This window comes from Exiguobacterium sp. JMULE1, assembly GCF_013337175.1.
In the GTDB taxonomy this organism is placed as follows: Bacteria; Bacillota; Bacilli; order Exiguobacteriales; family Exiguobacteriaceae; genus Exiguobacterium_A; species Exiguobacterium_A indicum.
Map to the genome: position 1 here is coordinate 2,661,728 of NZ_SGWC01000002.1, position 19,390 is coordinate 2,681,117.

Annotated in this window: 16 protein-coding genes and 3 pseudogenes; all 19 read right to left on the reverse strand. The window is 35.4% G+C overall.

Translation table 11 applies throughout. From position 1 onward, the window contains the following. Positions 1–193 precede the first annotated feature (193 nt). The gene (locus EXW93_RS13995; RefSeq protein ID WP_174316632.1) at positions 194–646 is read right to left on the reverse strand and encodes a lasso peptide biosynthesis B2 protein; all 453 of its coding nucleotides are present in this window, start codon (positions 644–646) and stop codon (positions 194–196) included. Then, positions 643–924 (reverse strand): lasso peptide biosynthesis PqqD family chaperone, encoded by a 282-nt coding sequence (locus EXW93_RS14000; protein WP_174316633.1) that lies wholly within the window; start codon positions 922–924, stop codon positions 643–645. The genes EXW93_RS13995 and EXW93_RS14000 overlap by 4 nt, the downstream gene beginning before the upstream one ends. Beyond that, the gene (locus EXW93_RS14005; protein WP_174316634.1) at positions 899–1,834 is read right to left on the reverse strand and encodes a phosphoenolpyruvate carboxykinase (ATP); all 936 of its coding nucleotides are present in this window, start codon (positions 1,832–1,834) and stop codon (positions 899–901) included. The genes EXW93_RS14000 and EXW93_RS14005 overlap by 26 nt, the downstream gene beginning before the upstream one ends. After that, the gene (locus EXW93_RS14010) at positions 1,831–3,531 is read right to left on the reverse strand and encodes an ABC transporter ATP-binding protein (protein ID WP_174316635.1); all 1,701 of its coding nucleotides are present in this window, start codon (positions 3,529–3,531) and stop codon (positions 1,831–1,833) included. Before EXW93_RS14010 ends, EXW93_RS14005 begins: the two co-directional genes overlap by 4 nt. Positions 3,532–3,700: 169 nt before the next feature. Further along, the gene (locus EXW93_RS14015) at positions 3,701–5,557 is read right to left on the reverse strand and encodes an asparagine synthase-related protein (protein ID WP_174316636.1); all 1,857 of its coding nucleotides are present in this window, start codon (positions 5,555–5,557) and stop codon (positions 3,701–3,703) included. After that, positions 5,554–6,666 carry a nucleotidyltransferase domain-containing protein gene (locus EXW93_RS14020; RefSeq protein WP_174316637.1) on the reverse strand — a complete coding sequence of 371 codons (1,113 nt, stop codon included), beginning with the start codon at positions 6,664–6,666 and terminating at the stop codon, positions 5,554–5,556. The genes EXW93_RS14015 and EXW93_RS14020 overlap by 4 nt, the downstream gene beginning before the upstream one ends. 390 nt (positions 6,667–7,056) lie before the next feature. Next, positions 7,057–8,045: pseudogene (locus EXW93_RS16675) on the reverse strand (O-antigen polymerase). Between the two features lie 1,651 nt (positions 8,046–9,696). After that, a complete protein-coding gene (locus EXW93_RS14035; protein WP_174316640.1) occupies positions 9,697–10,242 on the reverse strand; it encodes a hypothetical protein in 546 nt (181 codons plus the stop codon). 5 nt (positions 10,243–10,247) lie between these two features. After that, complete coding sequence (locus EXW93_RS16680) at positions 10,248–10,328, reverse strand: hypothetical protein (RefSeq protein ID WP_371811228.1); 81 nt, start codon at positions 10,326–10,328, stop codon at positions 10,248–10,250. Beyond that, positions 10,292–10,549 carry a glycosyltransferase gene (locus tag EXW93_RS16515; protein ID WP_254606215.1) on the reverse strand — a complete coding sequence of 86 codons (258 nt, stop codon included), beginning with the start codon at positions 10,547–10,549 and terminating at the stop codon, positions 10,292–10,294. The genes EXW93_RS16680 and EXW93_RS16515 overlap by 37 nt, the downstream gene beginning before the upstream one ends. A gap of 637 nt (positions 10,550–11,186) precedes the next feature. Continuing rightward, positions 11,187–11,648 carry a hypothetical protein gene (locus EXW93_RS14045; protein WP_174316641.1) on the reverse strand — a complete coding sequence of 154 codons (462 nt, stop codon included), beginning with the start codon at positions 11,646–11,648 and terminating at the stop codon, positions 11,187–11,189. Positions 11,649–11,650: 2 nt separating this feature from the next. Further along, the gene (locus EXW93_RS14050; protein ID WP_174316642.1) at positions 11,651–11,836 is read right to left on the reverse strand and encodes a hypothetical protein; all 186 of its coding nucleotides are present in this window, start codon (positions 11,834–11,836) and stop codon (positions 11,651–11,653) included. Between the two features lie 23 nt (positions 11,837–11,859). Continuing rightward, positions 11,860–12,986, reverse strand: a pseudogene (gene wecB, locus EXW93_RS14055) (non-hydrolyzing UDP-N-acetylglucosamine 2-epimerase). Position 12,987: 1 nt separating this feature from the next. Further along, positions 12,988–13,863, reverse strand: coding sequence for an SDR family oxidoreductase (locus tag EXW93_RS14060; RefSeq protein ID WP_174316643.1), 876 nt, complete (start codon positions 13,861–13,863; stop codon positions 12,988–12,990). Next, the gene (locus tag EXW93_RS14065) at positions 13,860–14,894 is read right to left on the reverse strand and encodes a polysaccharide biosynthesis protein (RefSeq protein ID WP_174316644.1); all 1,035 of its coding nucleotides are present in this window, start codon (positions 14,892–14,894) and stop codon (positions 13,860–13,862) included. Before EXW93_RS14065 ends, EXW93_RS14060 begins: the two co-directional genes overlap by 4 nt. Before the next feature lie 12 nt (positions 14,895–14,906). Then, a complete protein-coding gene (locus EXW93_RS14070) occupies positions 14,907–15,761 on the reverse strand; it encodes a glycosyltransferase family 4 protein (RefSeq protein ID WP_174316645.1) in 855 nt (284 codons plus the stop codon). A 344-nt stretch (positions 15,762–16,105) separates the two neighbouring features. Further along, a pseudogene (locus tag EXW93_RS14075) lies at positions 16,106–16,988 on the reverse strand (NAD-dependent epimerase/dehydratase family protein). Next, a complete protein-coding gene (locus EXW93_RS14085; RefSeq protein ID WP_174316647.1) occupies positions 16,985–17,623 on the reverse strand; it encodes a sugar transferase in 639 nt (212 codons plus the stop codon). Before EXW93_RS14085 ends, EXW93_RS14075 begins: the two are co-directional and overlap by 4 nt. Before the next feature lie 19 nt (positions 17,624–17,642). Then, entirely contained in the window at positions 17,643–19,187 is a 1,545-nt protein-coding gene (locus tag EXW93_RS16520) for a polysaccharide biosynthesis protein (RefSeq protein ID WP_371811195.1), read from the reverse strand. Positions 19,188–19,390 lie beyond the last annotated feature (203 nt).

Genomic DNA, 19,390 nt, shown 5'->3' on the forward strand with positions numbered 1-19,390 from the left:
AACCCTATACTTGAGTTGCATGCCGTCGGCATGTATCTCAAGTATAGGGAGAAGAAAGTAACAGAACTGTTATCAATAGTATAGCGGTCGTATTTGGTGACTCATTTGTCAGTAGCGAGTAGCTTTATTTAGATGTAATGATCAATCGGTCTACTATACTTAAAGAACATAAAAACGTTCGAACAGTGTGTGCTTAAATCATCGTAAAATGACTTTTCTCCTTGATGGTCACAGTTGTAAACTTCTTAGTCACCGTATACAACTCATGTCCTCGCTTTCCGGTCAAGAACGCTTCTCCTGCCATCGTCCAGGAATGAGCAATGATCCCACCATTCTCATCACGACGAACGCCCATATAGGTCGTTACGTGATGTCCCCGTCGTCGCATCATCCATGTCGCTGCTAACGATTGTGCTAAACAATTACTACGCCAAGGTGTTCGATAAGCACTTCTTTCGATTGCCCGTTTCACATCGTTCCTTAAATCCCCAGTACAAGACGGTGATTCCTGAACCGCTCGCCCTAGTAAAGGTGCGACGTATCGAAATGGAAGAAATACGACACATCCTCTGGCAAATCCTAACGATAGATAGGCTTCAATGAATTGAAGTAATTCAATAGCGGAAGGACGTGTACGCTTGGTCATCTGACTTCGACAAGCTCTTTTTGGACTAATAGTTCAACGAAACGAGTCACTTCTTTTCGACACCTCTCCTCGTCCACCTCGTATCGTTCCCGTAATAAGTGTACAAGTTCCGTCACCGTCCGCTCCTGATCGAGTAATCCCCAAATCGCAACGCCGCTCTGACCGATACTGAAATACTTCCCTTGCGTGACGCTCATCATGACGATTTCGCCATCCATTTCTGATGCCAGAATGTCCTCTTTTCGTAAGAATTTATGATTTGCTTTTAATGCTTCCATCGTTGATTTCCTCCTTGATTGCTGCTGTTATCAATTCTACGACAGTCTGTTCTGAAGCGATTCTCTGCGGACGATAGATCCGCAGGAGTTGAACGCGTCGGGCGAGTGCCATCGCACTCTCAAATTGAAACGCCTCTTTTTGAAGTTCTTTATAATAGATGTTGCGGTATGTATGGAGCATCAACGTACGGACTTTGTCTATTCCCGTCACGGTTTCATGTTGCACGTATTCGATATCAGCAGGTACGAGTTCTACGATCAACCGTAAGCGGACCGGTGCGTTCCAAAACTGCTGTTCCCGGTCGACGGTATATTTCGTCCGTCCATCCACTTCACGATTGACCCGCGTATAGCCGATGCCAGAGGACGGCAAGACATCCTCCCACAATTTTTGATGACCATAGGCAGGCGCGACGAGCGCCGCATCATCCTCGAAGCGTGTCGCGGCTACATCGTCAGTGACAAGATGGTATCCTTGTGCCAAAAAACGATGTGCCGTCGTCGACTTTCCGGCTCCCGAATGCCCTGTCAGCAAGATTCCTGTTTCCCCGTCCGTGATGACACTACCGTGCATCGGTAGAACCCCCCGCTGATGCAGGATGATTCCCATACAGGACCCAAGCAGGAACAGTTTCACTGCTTCGATTTCAGCTCCTGCAGCAAGATCCATCTCGATAGTTGTCCCGGATGCTACGAAATAGTGGGCAACACTGGGAACATAGAGTGAAAACGCCTCTTCCGTCAATCGATACGGATGATCAGCCGTCAGTCCGTTCATCTTTTCTTGCAGATCACTGATTTGAATATGTACGTCACTACGTGTTGTTTCACTGCTCGGTAATTCTGGTAATGCCAGTTCGGACGTCACAGTCAGTCCGAACACGGAATAACGATACGTCATGCGTTTCATTTAGAATGATTCACCTCTCTTCTTTCGAATGTTCCAGTCTCCATCTGATAGATGGCGTCCGCGAGCTGTCCGATTTCCCGACGATGGGTGATGTAGAGAATCGTCATGCGCGACGTCAATTGACGCAAGGTGTCATGGAACATCACTTCCTGTTCACGATCCAAGGCGTTCGTCGCTTCGTCGAGTAACAATATACGTGGTTTTTTAGCTAACGCCCGCGCCAGGATGATCTTTTGCTGCTGTCCACCGGATAAGCGTGTTCCGAAATCACCGATCATCGTCTCGATGCCGTCCGGTAAATCAAATACGAAGGTCGCACCTGCTAAATCGAGTGCTTCAACGAGTGCCTCGTCCGTCAAATCCGGATTAAAGTGCAGGATGTTCTCGCGAATCGTACCATGAAACAAAAAGGCGGATTGCGGAATATAACTGATCTGTTCACGCCATGCCACTGCCCGTCGTGCGTTCAAGGTTTTTCCATCCACCCGGATTTCTCCAGCTTGCGGCTCAAGAAGTCCCAGCAACAAATCAAGGAACGTACTTTTGCCCGTACCGGAGGCACCCATGATGGCGACCATCTGACCGGCGTTCACCGTGAAGGAGACGCCTATCCCCGTCGTCTGACCATAGGAATAACGAACACGATCGATTACGAGCGTCTCGTGAAATGTCAGTTTCTCCTCGTCGCTTCCGCTTCGCTTCGGGACTGCCTCCATCTTGTTCAGTAGAAGGGTATATACCGGCACACCGGATAAAAAGATCTGTATGTTTTTTTGAAAGGCCGCGAACAACGGCCACAGACGTCCGAACAACAGAACGATGACAAGCAAGGTGCTGACCTCTTCTTGTAACACGGACAGGCTGATGTAGAAAAAAAGACTGATGACTGCTGCTGCGACGATCTTAAACACCGTATCCGGTTTGGATTGTTCTTTTGCGAACTGCACGAGTTGTTGCTCCACCTCTTCCGTCGCTTGACGGAAAAAATCGACTTGTCTCGCTTCAATCCCGTAACTGCGAATCTCCTTCATCCCGTAAAGTTGCTCATGCAACCGTTGCTGCCACGTCTGATTCGATTGATACAGCGAGAGCGCCAGCCGTCGGACGCGTCCGAGAGAAGTGTATAGACTGATGAAGACGATTATGCCACTCACGAGAACGAACCCGGTCAGACGGGGCGAGAGATACCAGGCGAGCACGATATGCGAAATCATGATGAGGACTCCAGAAATCAGACCGATCAACGCTGTGACGCTGGAACTGATACGCGCAATTTCCAACGTGAACAGGTTGAGGACGTCACTTTTTTTCTGGTAAGCGATATACGAATAGTCACTGGCAAACAACGTTTCAAACAAGCGGACCCGGAGGTGCTTCGTATACTCTTGGACGAGTATTGACGTCTGAACCATCGTTTGCCGGTTGATCCAGACACTGAGTGATACAAGTACTAGATAGAGCAACAAAATACTTTCAAGGTTCAACCACTCCGGGTTCAACCAGTTGACCTGTAGCGGAGCAATTCCCGGAACCGGAAAGAGGAGCGCGAGTAACGGTAGAATGAGTGCTATTCCGAGTGCGGAAGTCATCGCGTTCAGGCTGGTCCAGACGACGACGTACCAAAGGCGATGCCCCGTATGTATGAAAAGATCATGAATCAGGCGCCACATGCTTGCTTGATTCATCGATGCGAACATAACGTCACTTCCTTAGTTCAGAGTAAAGACTACCTGAAGTTCCAGGTAGTCTATGTACCGCCTTACGAGCCCGAGAAAAAACCCGAACCATCATCGTTTGGAGTATCAAAGCTACTCTCCGTTTGTTTGGCATCAAGTTCTTCGAGTACCGGTGTTTGCCACTCTTGTTTCATTTATCTTCACCTCCTTTGAATCGATGAAGTGTAATCGCGCGAAGTAAAAGCTTCACGGACCATATATCTTGAAGTACCTTATTTAGGTTCGATGCTTCAAAAAAGTCATGCCGATATATTTTATTCGCCTCACTATTGGTAAATTGACTAACTTCCTCAATGATTGGTTTGATTTCATCACGCAAACGTAGTTCCCAGTCAGCCGATTGTCTGCCTCTCGCCCGCTTCGGATGGAGAATGGACGCCGGTAAACGTTCCTTCATGATCGTCCGGACGATTTTTTTAGCGATGCCTTTAGAACTGAATACTTCTACTGGTAGTCGGGCACATAATTCAATCAACTTCCGATCCGCCGTCGGGTCGCGCGCGATACATCGAAAATGTAATGAGAACAGCGTTCCAAGAACGCCACGATCGTGCAAATCATTAATCCGATAAGCGAATGCCAAGCGATCCGTCGTCGATCGAAACGGAAACTGTCCATGAGAATAGGTCGTATTCTTTAGAACGTTGGGGTGAAACGTTCGTTTGGTCCGCGCTAAATAGTACCGGCGCAGCCGTTCTTCATTGAGGCGTGTTTTAATCAGTAACGCGGCAAGTGATTTTCCTTGTTTTAGGATAGAAGGCGTCATGTAAGTCAATTCCTCTTTTAGTTTTCGCCACTGTCTCTGCTGGAGCAATTCATGACGATATCCCTCGAGCGAGCCATGCGAAATGGTCGAATTCCCGTGTTTCCCATTCAACAGGACTTTAACATTTTGCTTCTGTGCCAATTGATGAATTTCAAGCAACCAAGGGGCATTCATGAAGAAGCCGTATGGCATCTCAAGGATATGTAACCAGTCGTCTATCGTGTTATAACTGTTACGCGATGGATTTTCGACCCATGTCTGCTGAATGCCACTATATTGTTTTATTAAATCTTCAACAAGCGGACGTTCATTTCCAAGTTCACCATTGTCTTCGTAGGTTCGTAATGGCACATGGGTATATCCATGTAACACCTGTCCGCGTTTTTTTAAAATCGGTTCCGCAAAAGCTGCTACCGTCGTCGAGTCAAGACCTCCACTTAGTTGAAGACCAATCTCCCCTTCGACTGCAACGCAAGCTTCTGTTGCCGCTGCTAATTTTTTCTCGAACTCATGATAAAAATCCTTCTTATCGCTTAAAGTTTCTTTTGATATCATTTCATACGACCAGTAGGTATCAAGCTGATAGTGTCCATTACGAGCAATTAAAGTTTGACCCGGTCCGAGATACGTCACCCCTTCCCAAGGTGATGCATACGGTCTTGTGTCTTTCGAGACAAAAGGTTGCATCGCATAATCTTTTAAGTATTGTTCATCGTATGTACACCCTAACAACGTCGCGACAGATTTTGCCGTCGAAGCGAATACGAACATCTCCTCACTATACCCGTAGCAAATACTACGCTCTCCGAGTGGATCACGCGCTAAAAATAGTTCGTCTGTGTTCGAATCATAAATGGCGAACGCAAACGGACCATACAACTGTTTGACACATGCTTTTCCCCACTTCTGATAGGCACGTAGAATCCACTCCGTGTCACTTGTCTCTGTATTCCATAGCTCACCGAGTTGCTTCGCTAACTCTTCTCGGTAATCGAGCATCGCATCTACGACGATCGTTAAATGATTTTGTTGATAAGGCAGTATCGTCGATTGGTCACTCTGACGTATCCATTGTTCCAGCGCACCTAGACCACAATTCGAAGTAATCGTTCGATGACAACGGTCACTGTAATAACGTAAGGAATAGATATCTTTTAACGTATCAATTCGGTTAATTAAATTAATATTCCGAAAATTTAGCACACCGAAAATTGCACTCATGATGACGTCCTTCCTTTCCATCGCCGTAAACTCCAAGTGAGTGGACGTAGAGGTATGTAGAGAAAGTGCAGTGATTGAGGCAATGGAATTATCTCTTTATCCTGTTGATTCGGGATAAGATGATGCCAAACGAATTCAAAACGTCTAGAAGAATCACGAATCAACCAGAAGTAACGTTTCCAGTACCAATACTCATATAGTGTCTGATTCGCTTTTCCGGGATCATTTTGTTCTTCGATGATGCGCAGTGCCATTTTAGCCATTCGCTTACTCTTACGATCTTTCGTTAAGTGGACGAATGACTCCGGAATATCCCCTTCGAATAGCTCCTGACGTAACAGCAACGCTTGTCCCATCATATGGAGACACCCCCGCTTTGCTAGACGTGTTTGGATTTCAACTAAGTCGAGCGGCTGCTCCAGAAATAAATGAATATCATACAGCCAACGTAATCGAAACCATGCGTGCTTTGAGCCATGAGAAATCAAATAAACGAATAACTCTGTCGTCTCTAAACATGGTATATCAGTTCCAGCAATTCGAACCGTTTCGTGCCTTGCCCATAGTTCTTCGAATGTCGGTTCAGCAATAATATTAGGATGAAGTCGCCAATGAAGTTCGATGATATGACTTGTTTTTGGATGTATAAACACTAAGTGATGCGCCCGTTTTGTATCATATTCGTACAATGAAGCTTTGATATATCCTATTTTATTTAATAATCTTGCTGCCTCGACTAAATTTGAATCTTGTATGAGTAAATCTAAATCTCTAAATTCTCTATCCTTAATCGAATCATAGATCAATTGACCAATGACTGGTCCTTTCAAACAAATCACAGGAATATTTTCACTATGTAACATCGTTATAATACGCACTAATTCCGTAGAAAAACTAAATATTTTAAAAATCACTTGTTTTTTTTGTAAACTTTTTTGCATTCTTACTTTAAGCTGCAACCATTTTTCATTAGGAATACACTGATTAAGACGATGATAATGATAAAATTTTGAATAAATTAAAATTTTATCATTATCAATCATTTTTTTACTTATTAAAGGTTGAAGTAAAGTAAATACACATAACCTTTCAATATTAGTTTTTTTCAAAAATCAGCTTCCCCCTCTTTTAATGATAACCAACTCGTAATAAGTAAAAAGAGCAAATTCATTAAAATAAATAGATCATACTCTACAATAAAAAAACAAATAAACTTCATTAGTAAATACTACTTTAAACTTTTTAAATCAGAATTTTGTTTTGAATATGAAAATTCCAAGGATTTTCTTAACAAAAATTTATTACATAGAAAAACTAAAAAAAGAGGGAAAAACACATGATATCCAAGATCTCGCCAATATTTATAGTTTCACTTCTTACAAACCATAGGAATACAGGAATGCAATAAACAGAAATGAATAAATTGTAGTAATTTTTTTCAAATTTAAAATTTATCAAATTTTTATTTATAAGATAAATAAACAAGCCAAATACAGGCATCATAAACACACACCATATAATCCAAAATTATAATAAGCTTCTATTATAAATGAAGAGCCTATTCCACTATCTTTAAATAGGAAGTTTTTAAAAACTTGATCTACTCCACCAATGGCTGCAGGATTTACATCCCAAAAGAAATTAGGCACTAGAGCAATTAAACTATTTATGTAAGTCTCTCCATAATTATAAGGAACAATTGAAGGTGCATAAACTACTACAGTAGTACAGGCAATTAAAGTAAATCCAGATTCCGCCAATAAATCTATAAAAGGATTTATATCAGAAAAGAAATTTATTAATTCTGAGAAGCTATAATTTGCAATACCTATATTTCTTATTACAGAAATGATAGATAAACTGTACACAGTAATAATTAAAAAAATTATTGCATAAGATATTTTCTTTATATTTATTTTTTTTACACCAAAATGATATAAAAAAATAGTGAAAATATAAAAAGAGTGTTTGAACCACGCTGACCGGAAACGATTAATAAAATTGAATATAAAATTGAGAAGACAATCCATCTTTTCAGTCTTTTTTTATCATTTAAATAACTAATAGTAATTAATAGTAGTGCACTTTTAAAAAATTCAGCTAAAAATCTAGGTATCCCTCCCTGTACTCCCGATCCGATAATATAATCACTTTTAAAAATATTTGAATATCCAAACAATATAGTAGTTTTAATACTTTCATAGATATACATAAATTGGGGAATTACTGAAATTAGAAATAGAAATATCCCAACATATCTAAAGGATTTTAATAAATAATCATTTTCATCATTTGTCGAAAAATATTTTTTCCTATGAAATACATTTGAGAAGACCTGGTAAACAAGAACACTTCCATGAAACACTGCAATTGAAGTCAATAAAAATTTTAAAGTTTTATTTATTTGAGTACTATCATAAGGCGAACTTCCAATAGACATAACAATATCAAAAGAAATATCAAAAAACATTAAAAGAGGCTGACCCAAGTAAAAAATGAAGCTTAATACTATAAAAAAGTATATACATCTAATAAACTTTTAGAAGAAACGTACCAAGAGGTGATTACTAGGAAATAGATAAAGAACCCTATAATCGTCGTATTCACTATTGAATCATCAGTTAAATAATATAAAGTAAACATTAATATAGATATTGTAAATAAATAGATAACAATACAAATATCTTATGATCATTTTTTTATTGTTCACATCTGTCCTCCTATACAATTAGTTAGTTCAAATTGGATACTGAATTTTTAATTTTTACAGCACTAATAAAAATTATTACAAATAAACTGAAGATAAAAACATAATCTAGTTCATATAAGTATATACAAACCATATAAGTTAACAATATACTTTCAAAAACAACAAAAGATATATTGCTTTTCTTCCCTAAAATTTTACTCAAATAAATCTCTGAAGATGTAGCTTTCAAATAAAGAGAAAAAGTAGTCACGAACAACACTAATAATATTTTTGTAGAATCATTAAAATTTAAGCAGTTAATTAATAATAATCCAATGAATACAAAAGATATTGAAGCTAGGTTTATATAGAGAATATTTAACTCTTTTCGAACAATTTTAAAATAATTTAGATATGTAATTAACGATTTAGATTCAAAATATACTATAAGATATAAAAAGGAAATAATTTACAACATTAGAATAACTTGGTAGGAACGTTTCAATAAGATTATCCAAAAAAACAATACTAATAGAAATGCGCAGAAAATAAATATTGTTGACCACTTAATCAAATTAAATCCTTCAAAATGAGATTTTATATTATACCTTGTGAGCAAAGGATAAATAGGAATACTTGATGCCGTAACAAAAAGTAAAACAAAAGAAACAATAGTTATTCCAAATGAATAATTAGCAAATAAATTGATTTCCATAGTTCTCTCGATATAGAAACGACCCAATCCAATTATTAATAAGCCAATTATATTAGATAGTAAAATTTTATATCCTATTTTAACCAATTCTTTATACTCAGTAACTCCGAATTTAAATTTTGCAGAAATTGGATCTATTTTTTTAAATACATATAGCCATAAATAGAAAAGTACTATTAACTTTGAAGAAAACTCTCCAAAAATAACTACCTGGTAATTAATATAACCAATACTTATAAAGAATATTAAAAAAGAAGTGAAAATAACTTTTGTTAATAAAATAAATTTTGTATATTTTATTATTTCATTTGTAAACTGCAATATCGTTAAAAATGTTCCATAATAATTCATAACTAATAAATTTGATAAAACACAAAAAAGACAATATATTTATCTGGATTTAAGCTACTAAAATTAAATATTAATATTAAAAACAAAATAATAGTAACTGTCAAAGAAACAATTCCCATTGTATTTATTGATGACTTTATATTTGTTTTATTCAATTGATCTATAGAATAATTACCATATTTCAAATACATTCCATCATTGAATCCGAAGATGAAAATCATTATATATGATATATAGAGTTGATACATTTGCCAATATCCAAAATCTTCAACATTCATTAGTTTTGGTAATACGAATCCAGTAACTAAACTTAATAAGAGTGAAACCCCTTGAACTAAAATAGAATAAACAAAACTTTTTATTCCTTTTCTCACAATATTATCATTAATATCTAAAACTTCCTTTCTGTTTTATTTTATACTTTTTAAAAATTAAATATGGAATTGCATAAAGAACTTTCATCAGTATCCCTTCATTTAAATTTAACTTATTTATTTTATAAGTAAATCTGTATGCAAGTTTTAGATCTAAAAACATATCATCTACTGAAAAAAATTTCGGATTATTTTTTATTTCATCATACAATTTACTTCTAAACTCTAAATGACTAGATACTCTACTATTTGCATTAGTATTAGTTATTCTCACGTGTGTTAGAAATTCATTCAAATGACCAACAGGAAATTTTTTAGAAAGAATACTCCAAAGATATCCATCTTCTCCAAAAGTAATATCTTCTGCAAATCGTATACTCTTATCATTTAAAATCGATTTTTTTATGACTACTGTAGGAGTAGCAATCGGATTATATGCTAGACAAACAGGAAAAACTTTGTTTATAAATTCAGCGTTTTCAACTTTTACTTCGTTTCCATTAAGATCGAATTTCACATAAGAAGTATGTGACCACATATAGTTACTTTTTTTCATATAATTTATCTGCTTATATAATTATTTTCACAAAAAATATCATCAGAATCTAAAAATGAAATATATTCCCCTTTTGCAAGAGAAATACCTTCATTTCTTGACTTACCAGCACCTTGATTTTTATTTTTATAACTTTTAAATGATTGGTATGTTTATGCTTTATTTTATTCAAATCTATTTCTTCAAAACATCCGTCATTGATAATTATAATTTCATAGTTTAATTTATCTTCATCAATACTATTCACTGACTGATACAACCACTCTACGTTTTTATAAAAAGGAATTATTATACTTACATCGATCATAAAAGTTTATCCTCCATTAATTAATTCACTTTCTATAGTTTTCGTTACAAAAAATGGTGTGCAATTATTAAATTCTTTTTTAATATCTTCAAAATTTATTTGAATACCCTTGTTACTCTCAACAAAGCAACAAAATCGATTATATAATTGTTCTATATTACCATTCACTATATCTTTTTCAGGAAAAGATATTGAATTGCTATAATTCGACAAGATATTTATTACAGGATCATTGTTATCTTTATAGAAATGAATTATTGGTTTACCAAGAGATAAATATTCATAAATTTTACTAGGAATTAGAGTGATATCAGAATTACCAATAGAAATTAAAAAATCACTTTCTTTTGTTTTTCAAGTGCAGCTTTTGAATCGACATAACCACAATTAATTATATTTTTATTACGATTTGCAAATTTATTAACTTGTTTAATTGAATTTCCAGTTGAATATATACTTATTAAGTTATTTTTGTTTTTTTGTGTTAAAAATTCTAGAAAAATTAGAACATTTTTAGGCGATCTTACTTTATTGTCTAAAACTCCAGTGTATATAAACTTATTCACTGGAGTTTCTAGACTTAAATAATTATCTGGAACTGTGCTCTTATTTTTTATGAGTGGATGACCTATCTGAATTACTTTATTTTTTCATCTAATTTATTATAATTGGCCATAATATTTTCCCAAGCTTCGGTGTAGAAAACAGCATTTGATTTATATATCATTTCTTTTTCTAAGTTCGAGTGCCTTGTTTTTTTGATGACTTTATTTAGTTTAAACTTGTGTAAAGTTGGACTTTCAGAGAATTTATCAAATAAAATAGGAAAAATCTTTGTTTTATTATTTTTATTATAATTTAATGCTGCAATAACACTTTCAAAAGGATAACACGTTGGAATTATTGCGTATATATCATCTATATTATTAAGTACATTCAAATACTCATCAACTAAATTTTGATCAACTGATACTTTAGAAAATAAAATTTTAAAATAATCAATTACTCTCAGATAATTTTTATATGCCCAATACAGTTTTTTCAAGAATTTATTATTTGACATCTGTTCTCTTTTTTCTGTTTCATCTCTTTTTCTCATGTTTATCGTTCTAATTCTATAAATGTTTTCTTTTTATATTTTTCAGACGATGCAAATTTCTTAATATCCATGTCTGAGATAATAATTATTTCAAATTTATCACTTAACTCTTCAATAATGTTGCTTACACATTTACTTACTGCTGAATAATTAGGATAATAACTCCCTACTAAAAAAACTAATTTCACTTACATAAGGCTCCTTTTATCATTTATTTTCCCCACACAACTTTATTGACGATTGGTGTATAGCTTTGAATAATTTTTATTACTTTATTTGATACATTTTGATCTTGATAATCAATTACTGCAGCCGATTCTTCTTTATTATCATGCATAGCTAAACAAAGCTCGACCGATTGAACGACGTCTTTTTCTTTAATACCACCTAAAATGATTCCAGCTTTATCAAGCGCTTCAGGTCTTTCTGTTGATGTTCGAATTGAAACAGCTGGGAAATCTAAGATAGATGCTTCTTCTGGAATTGTTCCACTGTCTGATAAAACACAAAGTGCATTGAGCTGAAGGTTGTTATAATCAAAAAATCCAAACGGCTCTAAGTTTTGTACTAAAGAATGAAACTTAAATTGACGCGCTTCAATTGTTTTCTTTGCTCGTGGATGTGTAGAATAAATAACTGGAACTTGGTACTTCTCAGCAATCGTATTGATTGCACCCATGAGCGATAAGAAGTTCTCTTCATTATCAATGTTTTCTTCACGGTGCGCTGATACTAAAATGTATTTATTTTTTTCTAAGTTTAACTTTTGTACTACGTTACTTTTTTCAATCGATTCTTTATAAATATGTAACACTTCTGCCATTGGAGATCCCGTTACATAGATATGTTCTTTTCGATATCCTTCGCTGATGAGATATCTTCTAGCGTGTTCTGTATAAGGTAAGTTTACATCGGCGATATGATCAACAATTTTACGGTTGATTTCTTCTGGTAAGTTTTGATCGAAGCATCGATTTCCTGCTTCCATGTGGAAAATTGGGATTTTAAGTCGCTTGGCTGAAATCGCAGATAATGCAGAGTTTGTATCGCCTAAGATTAATAAAGCCTCTGGTTTTTCTTTAAGAAACAGTTCATACGATTTGCTAATGATGTTCCCCATTGTTTCCCCTAAGTTTTCACCGACTGCTTCTAGAAAATGATCGGGCTGTCTTAAATTGAAGTCTTCAAAAAACACTTGATTCAAAGAATAGTCATAATTTTGACCAGTATGGACAAATACATGATCAAAGTACTGATCAAACTTTTAATTGTCTCACTTAAACGAATAATTTCAGGGCGTGTTCCTACGATCGTCATTACTTTAAGCTTTTTTGTCATGTTATTCTCCCACTTCCATCTCGATTCGGTATGGATACAATTCTTGATGTGTCATAACCCAATCGTACATTTCTTGTATCATCGTTTCATAAGAAGGTACTACGAACGAAAAATCTCTTCTTGTATTATAGAGAGCCTTCAAGCTTTTCACTTCATCATTTTTATGAATCTCTAATTCATTCTGTTTAAAATATTGATTAAATAATACTAAAAGATCATGTTTACTTATCAAGTCATTGTTTACAAGATGATATAGTCCTGTCAAATTTTCTTGTAGTGCTTGGTCAATTGCTTTGGCTAAAGTAAGAGTTGTAACTCCTGTCCACATGACAGAACTATATCCTCCTACAGGCTTCTCCTGTTTCATAAACCAGTTAAACAACCCAATTCCATCTTCACTAATATCTGGACCAATGATTGAATTACGGAATGTTAAATCCTTGTCGTTTATGATTTCTCCAAGTGCTTTTGATCGATCATAAAAAGTAGGTCCATTTGGTAATTGATTTTCAGTGAACAATACATTTTCAGAACCTGAATAGACACAATCCGTACTCATATGAATGATTTTAGTTTTAGTATTTGAAGTAACGTCTGAAAGAAAATGAGGCAGGTAACCATTTAATAAAACAGCATTACTTTTATGATTTTCAGCATCACTATTTAGAATTCCGATACAGTTCACGACTGCATCATACTGATTCGATAAAACTTCTTGTTGAAGTTTATTGAAGTCCGTTACATCTCCAATTACATTATCGTCTAAGAAATCAGAGCCTTTTCTAGAAAAACCGACAACAGTATGACCGACTTCTTTTAAATACAAAGAAATCATATGGCCGGCCATACCAGTAGCACCTAATACTAAAATTTTCAATTTACAGATGCCTCTCTTTTAACTAGTTCTAGTTGTTCACGTACATAACTCACTGTTAGAAGCAATTCTTTAATTTCATCAATATTTAATTGTCTCGTATTGTGTGAATTATATTCCGTTTCTGTCGATAATTCTTGGCTTCCCTCTATGAAATACTTATCATAGTTTAAATCACGCGTATCCGCCGGTACACGATAGAATCCTTCAAGGTCATGCGATACAAGATGTTCTTCACGTGTCAATAATGTTTCGTATAACTTTTCACCATGTCTTGTACCTGTAATTTTAATTTCATTGTCTGCATCAAATAATTCAATCAGCGCAGCAGCTAAATTACGAATCGTTGCAGCTGGTGCTTTTTGAACCATGATATCTCCAGCTACCGCGTTATTGAATGCAAAGATTACTAACTCTACTGCATCTTCAAGACTCATTAAGAAGCGCGTCATATCAGGATTCGTAATCGTTAATGGTTTTCCACTCTTGATTTGCTCGATGAATAAGGGAATAACTGATCCTCTTGACGCCATGACATTTCCGTAACGTGTTCCGCAAATCATCGTTTCTTCAGGTGATACTTTCAAGGACTTAGCTACGAAGACTTTCTCCATCATCGCCTTAGAAATCCCCATTGCATTGATCGGATATGCGGCCTTATCTGTTGATAAACAAATAACCTTTTTTACTTTCAATTCTACAGCAGCATCGAGTACATTTTCTGTTCCAAGTACGTTTGTTTTGACTGCTTCTAATGGGAAAAATTCACATGATGGAACTTGTTTTAATGCTGCTGCATGGAAAACAAAATCTACACCGTACATTGCATTTTTAATACTTGAGATATCACGTACATCCCCTAAGTAGAACTTTAACTTTTCATCATTATACTTTTTACGCATATCATCTTGTTTTTTCTCATCACGTGAGAAAATACGAATTTCCTTAATATCTGTATGTAAGAATCGCTCCATGACCGCATTCCCGAATGATCCTGTTCCTCCAGTAATCAACAAAACCTTATCTTTAAACATATTCATTCTCCTTCACTCTTTTATATGTTGTTTGTAAAATCGCATCAAGCTTCTCAAAAAATCTTCTTTAGAAAAATTTTGTTCATAATATTTTTTAGCGTTTTGACCAAACATTTCGTACTTTATTGACTCGTCTTTGAATCGAAGAATCACTTTTGCGAGTTCTTCATAATTTTCAGCGTCTACACAGTATCCACAGTTTGCTTCTTCTATTACTGATTTAGTTTCACCATCGATCATTCCTAATATAGGTTTTCCAGCTGCTAAATAAGACTGGACTTTATTAGGTAACGTATACGAAACTACTTCGTTCTTTTTCATTGATACCAAAAAAGCATCTGCTTTATCATAAAACTCTCTCATCTTTTCGATTGGATGACGTCCATGAAAAACTACGTTCTTTAGTCCATATTGTTGAGCTAGTTCTAAACAACTTGCATGAGCTGTTCCATCCCCGACGATATGGAAGACGATATTTTCTTCATTTTTTAAAATATTTGCTGCTTTAATAATGTCGTCTACCCCTTGAATTTCTCCTACATTTCCTGCAAAAACTAAATTCAATTTTTCACTCTGTTCTATATTGGACTGAACCTCTCCGAATAAATCTTCAGCATAAACTGGTAAGTAAGTAATTTCATTTTTTAATGATAATTCTTCTCTTAGATATTTTTCGAATGATTTAGAACTAATTAGTAATTCATCTGCTTGTGCATAAATGAATCGACTGATATGTTTTACAATTTTATAGAGTAATCCTCTATCATTTACACCAACGGTCGTTAAACTAGCAGGCCATAAGTCGTGACAATAAATAACTAATGGTTTTTTATATAGATACTTTAATACAATTCCGGGAACAATCATTGATACCGGTGAAACTTGATAAACTAAAATAATCTTATAATCATTTTTAGGTATTTTTGTGACAGCAGGAATAATTGATGCAATTGCAAACGATGCATAATTTAATGCTAATCCACTTAACTTTTTTCCTCTTTCAACTAAAAATGAACGAATTACTTTTACATCATTATAGATTTGAATTCGATTTTTTTGTTTTTATATTCTTTTGGAACAGATCCTGATGGATAGTTAGGTAATCCAGTTAACACGGTAACTTTATTTCCGCGCTTTTGATATTCTGTTGCTATATCATTTACTCGAAATCCTTCTGGCCAAAAATATTGTGTAATCAACAACAAATTCATTTAAAACACCTGATCCATTTCTTTAAAAATTTTATCTGCTGGATAGATCTTATCTTCGATTAATTTCAAGGTGTTCTCATGAACAAATTGATTTTGAATCGTTCGTTTATTTATTTTGTTCATCAGGGTAACAATTATTCTCGGAATAACGATAGTAACTTTTTTCGTACCATATGTTTGCTTCAAAAATCGATACGTCAACGGTACTTTATCTGCGACGTTATAAATTTCATTAGTTACCTTTTTCTTTTCTAATTCATGATTTATTACTTTTAAAATTGTTTTCATTGAGCACATCGACAACTTAGCTTTCCCATTGCCAACAATGTAATTTACGTTGCGAATCCGAATTCTTCGATCGATGTTTAATAAAAATGTTTCACTGTATACGGGTGCCAATCTTAACGCTGTATAGTGAAATTTCGCGTTCTGATTTAAATACTGTTCAGATTCAAATTTTGTCTTTGCATAGGGTGATTCTGGAAAACATTCATCTGATTCTAGATAAATGGTTTTGTTCGTTTGTTCACCGTATACTGAAATACTGCTGATATATAAATGATTTAAGGTGTTTTAATGAGTTTGCTGCATTCGTTAGATTTTTTGTTGGAATGAAGTTATTTTTCGTAAAAGCCTTCTCACTTAAATCATTTCCTTTATTGTGTGCTAAAGCCGCACAGTGAATGATGTATTCTATATCAGAATGATCGCTTAAAAGTTGATTGACTTGACTTTCATTACTTAAATCACAGGTGATTGTTTTAAATGGTGATTCAACTACAGTGTTTCTTGTAGTTCCTAAAATTGAATACTTACCTTTTAAGGAATGCGCTATTTCACGCCCCACATTTCCGGTAATTCCAGTAATGAGCACTTTTTTCACTTGTTCAAAATCTCCTTTGTGGCGGCAACTTCTTTCTTTGAATCATTTATATGAACGCCTTCTTTTACACCATCACTTTTAAGAACTGCAAAAATAGTAGCAATAAAACACCTTACATCCATTGTAAGACTCATTTTTTCGACGTATTCCCCATCTAACCTTGCTTTGACATCAATCGGAAGTTCATCTCGCCCATTTATTTGCGCCCATCCGGTAAGACCTGGATACGTGTTGTTCGCACCGTACTTATCTCGTTCGTCAATTAAATCAAACTGATTCCATAAAGCAGGTCGTGGACCAATGAAGCTCATCTCACCTTTTAAAATATTTAACAACTGGGGAAGCTCATCCAAACTAGTCTTACGCAAAACTTTTCCTACACGTGTTATATACACATCTGGATCAGCTAAAAGATGTGTAGGCGTGTCGTTTGGTGTCTCAATATACATTGTTCTAAACTTAAAAATATTGAAATGTTGTTTATTTAGACCAACTCTTTTTTGTTTGAATAAAACGGGTCCGCGTGACTCAAATTTGATAGCAAGGGTAATACATGCAAGCAATGGAATTAAGATGATAAAAGCAATACATGCAAGTATGAATCCTAACGGTCTTTTGATCATTTTATAGTTCATGCTCTGCCCTCCTTATGTTTTAAACTAAATTTTCTTCTCTCACTTCAATATCATTTGCAATATCAAGTAGTATATTTCTTAAATGAATTGGAGAATTTTTATGACGATCTACTAAATGTAGAATATTCATGATTGGTTCTTTTTGTTTCGTTCTTCCTACAAATATTTTAGGATAAATTGCTTCAGGATCTACTTCTCCTTCTTTTAACAACTCCTCATACATCTTTTCACCTGGTCTAATTCCGGAAAATGCAATCGGCATTTCATCTTCTGTAAACCCACTTAATTCAATCATATTTTTTGCTAAATCAATGATTTTGACAGGTTCACCCATATCGAGTACAAAAACTTCTCCACCGTCTGCTAAAATTCCTGCTTGGATGACTAAGCGGCTTGCTTCCGGAATCGTCATAAAGAAACGTGTCATATCAGGATGTGTCACCGTAACCGGACCGCCCGCTAAAATTTGCGATTTAAATAGTGGAATGACTGATCCACGACTTCCTAATACATTTCCAAATCGAACTACAGCAAACTTAGTGTTGCTTCGTTGTCCTAAGTCTTGCACAATCATCTCTGCGATTCGTTTGGTTGATCCCATGACATTAGTAGGATTAACCGCTTTATCAGTCGATATCATGACGAATCGTTCGGCTTCAAAAATATCGGCTACTTCTGCGACATTTTTAGTTCCATAAACATTATTTTTAACAGACTCGAACGGGTTTGCTTCCATTAAAGGTACATGCTTGTGTGCTGCCGCATGAAATACAACATGAGGTTTATGTAGTGCAAAAACGTGCTCCAACCGCGTACGATCTTGAACATCCGCAATGATTGGTACTAAATTAATCGGAAGTTGTAAGCCCCTCAGTTCTCGCTCAATTAAATAGATACTATTTTCTCCATGACCTAATAACAATAAAGTTGTTGGATTGAATTGAATAATTTGACGACAAATTTCAGACCCGATTGATCCGCCTGCTCCAGTCACTAAAACCGTTCGCCCTTCAATTTCCGATTTTATACTCGAAATATCTAATTCAACTGGTTCACGACCCAATAAGTCTTCTATTGAAACATCACGAATCGTATTAACAGAAATCTTTCCAGTTACTAATTCTTCGATCATTGGTAGTGTCTGAACATCTTTACACAATGATTTTGCTTCAGTAATCAATTCAATTCGCTTTTGTTGATTTAAAGAAGGAATCGCCAAAACTATGGCCTCTATGTTGTGTTTATCAATGATTGACTTTAAATCATTAGTTGTACCAACTACTTCAATCCCTTGAATTCTAAAGTGCATATTCTTAGGATCATCATCTACAAAAGCAATAGGCTTCAGTTCGTGAAAAGGTGACAAATATAACTGACGGACAAGCGCTCTTCCCGCTCTTCCTGCCCCGATTACCAATGTCCGTTTCCTTACTTTAACTAAACGACGCGGCAAAGCATATTTACGCCAATGTTGGCTAATTCCGAGCAACCGTAGTGCTAATCGAATTGCACCTAGTAAAAGTAACGAGATACAAAAACTTAAAATGGTGATCCGCTCAAACACCTGTCCAAAAACATTTTTTGATAAAGTATTAGTCCAATCGAACTAGCACCTAAAGACAAAGAAAGAATCAATGCTTCTTGAATGCTGGCATATTTCCAATTAACTCGGTATAACTTCATAAAAAATGCAATCGTCACAAACAATAAAGAAAATAGTACAGCCGACTGAATTAGGACATGGCTATCAATGAGATTGAATAGCTC

What these genes read in the sequence shown, in the direction of transcription:
- EXW93_RS13995 (WP_174316632.1), bottom strand. Translation starts at nt 646, where the DNA reads ATGACCAAGCGTACACGTCCTTCCGCTATTGAATTACTTCAATTCATT.
- EXW93_RS14000 (WP_174316633.1), bottom strand. Translation starts at nt 924, where the DNA reads ATGGAAGCATTAAAAGCAAATCATAAATTCTTACGAAAAGAGGACATT.
- EXW93_RS14005 (WP_174316634.1), bottom strand. Translation starts at nt 1,834, where the DNA reads ATGAAACGCATGACGTATCGTTATTCCGTGTTCGGACTGACTGTGACG.
- EXW93_RS14010 (WP_174316635.1), bottom strand. Translation starts at nt 3,531, where the DNA reads ATGTTCGCATCGATGAATCAAGCAAGCATGTGGCGCCTGATTCATGAT.
- EXW93_RS14015 (WP_174316636.1), bottom strand. Translation starts at nt 5,557, where the DNA reads ATGAGTGCAATTTTCGGTGTGCTAAATTTTCGGAATATTAATTTAATT.
- EXW93_RS14035 (WP_174316640.1), bottom strand. Translation starts at nt 10,242, where the DNA reads ATGAAAAAAAGTAACTATATGTGGTCACATACTTCTTATGTGAAATTC.
- EXW93_RS16515 (WP_254606215.1), bottom strand. Translation starts at nt 10,549, where the DNA reads ATGATCGATGTAAGTATAATAATTCCTTTTTATAAAAACGTAGAGTGG.
- EXW93_RS14045 (WP_174316641.1), bottom strand. Translation starts at nt 11,648, where the DNA reads ATGAGAAAAAGAGATGAAACAGAAAAAAGAGAACAGATGTCAAATAAT.
- EXW93_RS14065 (WP_174316644.1), bottom strand. Translation starts at nt 14,894, where the DNA reads ATGTTTAAAGATAAGGTTTTGTTGATTACTGGAGGAACAGGATCATTC.
- EXW93_RS14070 (WP_174316645.1), bottom strand. Translation starts at nt 15,761, where the DNA reads ATGATTGTTCCCGGAATTGTATTAAAGTATCTATATAAAAAACCATTA.
- EXW93_RS14085 (WP_174316647.1), bottom strand. Translation starts at nt 17,623, where the DNA reads ATGAACTATAAAATGATCAAAAGACCGTTAGGATTCATACTTGCATGT.